Genomic DNA, 1,101 nt, shown 5'->3' on the forward strand with positions numbered 1-1,101 from the left:
GCGCCGGGCCGGGGCGTGCCGGTGCCGAGCACGGTCCAGGACTCGGGGACGTGGACGGTGCCCGCCGCCGTGCCGGCGCGTGCGGGCAGGGGCTGCCACTCGGGGCGGAACAGCTCTTCGTGGTGTCCGGTGCGGGTGGCCTTAAAGCGGTCGGGCGAGACGGGCCGCAGCACGAGGGAGCGGGCCGAGAGGACCGGCCGCCCGGTGGCGTCGGTCGCCCGCACGGCGACGGCGTCGCGGCCGGTGGGGGTCAGCCGCAGCCGGAGTTCGGTGGCGCCGGAGGCGTGCAGGCGCACCCCGCTCCAGGAGAACGGCAGCCAGCCCTGCGCGGGACCCTCCAGTACATCGAACACCAGCGCGTGCAGGGCGGCGTCCAGGAGGGCCGGGTGCAGGCCGAACGCGGCGGCGTCCGGCTGCTGCCCGTCCGGCAGGGTGGCGACGGCGTACACCTCGTCGCCGAGCCGCCAGGCCGCGCGCAGGCCCTGGAACGCGGGCCCGTAGGCGAACCCGCCGCCCGCGAAGCGGTCGTACAGGCCTTCCGTGTCGAGCGGGACGGCACCGGGCGGCGGCCACGCCCCGGGGTCGGCCGCGTCGGCCGGTGCGGTCGCCGGTACGGGTTCCCCGGCGGGGGTGAGCAGGCCGCTCGCGTGCCGGGTCCAGGGGGCGTCGGGGCCGTCGTCGGCGGCCCGGGCGTGGACGCTGAGCGGTCGGGTGCCGGAGGCGTCCGGGCTTCCGACGGTGAGCTGGAGTGCGACGGCGCCGTCCGCCGGGAGCACCAGCGGTGCCTCCAGGGTCAGTTCCTCGACCTGGTCGCAGCCGACCTGGTCGCCCGCGCGGACCGCGAGTTCCAGGAAGGCGGTGGCGGGGAACAGTACGCCCTCGTAGACCCCGTGGTCGGCGAGCCAGAGATGGGTGCGGACGGAGAACCTGGCGGTGAAGAGGAAGCCGTCGGAGTCGGCGAGTTCGGTGCCGGCGCCGAGCAGCGGGTGGTCGACCGCCACCAGTCCGGCGGCGGGCAGTCCGGCCGTGGCCGGGCCGCCCTCCAGCCAGTAGACGTCGCGCTGGAAGGCGTAGGTCGGCAGGCCGGCGGCGGCGCGGGAC

Annotated in this window: 1 protein-coding gene; it reads right to left on the minus strand. The window is 77.4% G+C overall.

Annotated features, from left to right (window positions below; genetic code table 11):
- Positions 1–1,101: polyketide synthase dehydratase domain-containing protein (locus B9S61_RS05365; RefSeq protein WP_146064718.1), on the minus strand; the 1,101-nt coding region annotated here is incomplete at both ends.

Origin of the sequence: Streptomyces sp. SM1 (assembly GCF_002910825.1) — a bacterium.
Taxonomy (GTDB): domain Bacteria; phylum Actinomycetota; class Actinomycetes; order Streptomycetales; family Streptomycetaceae; genus Streptomyces; species Streptomyces okerensis.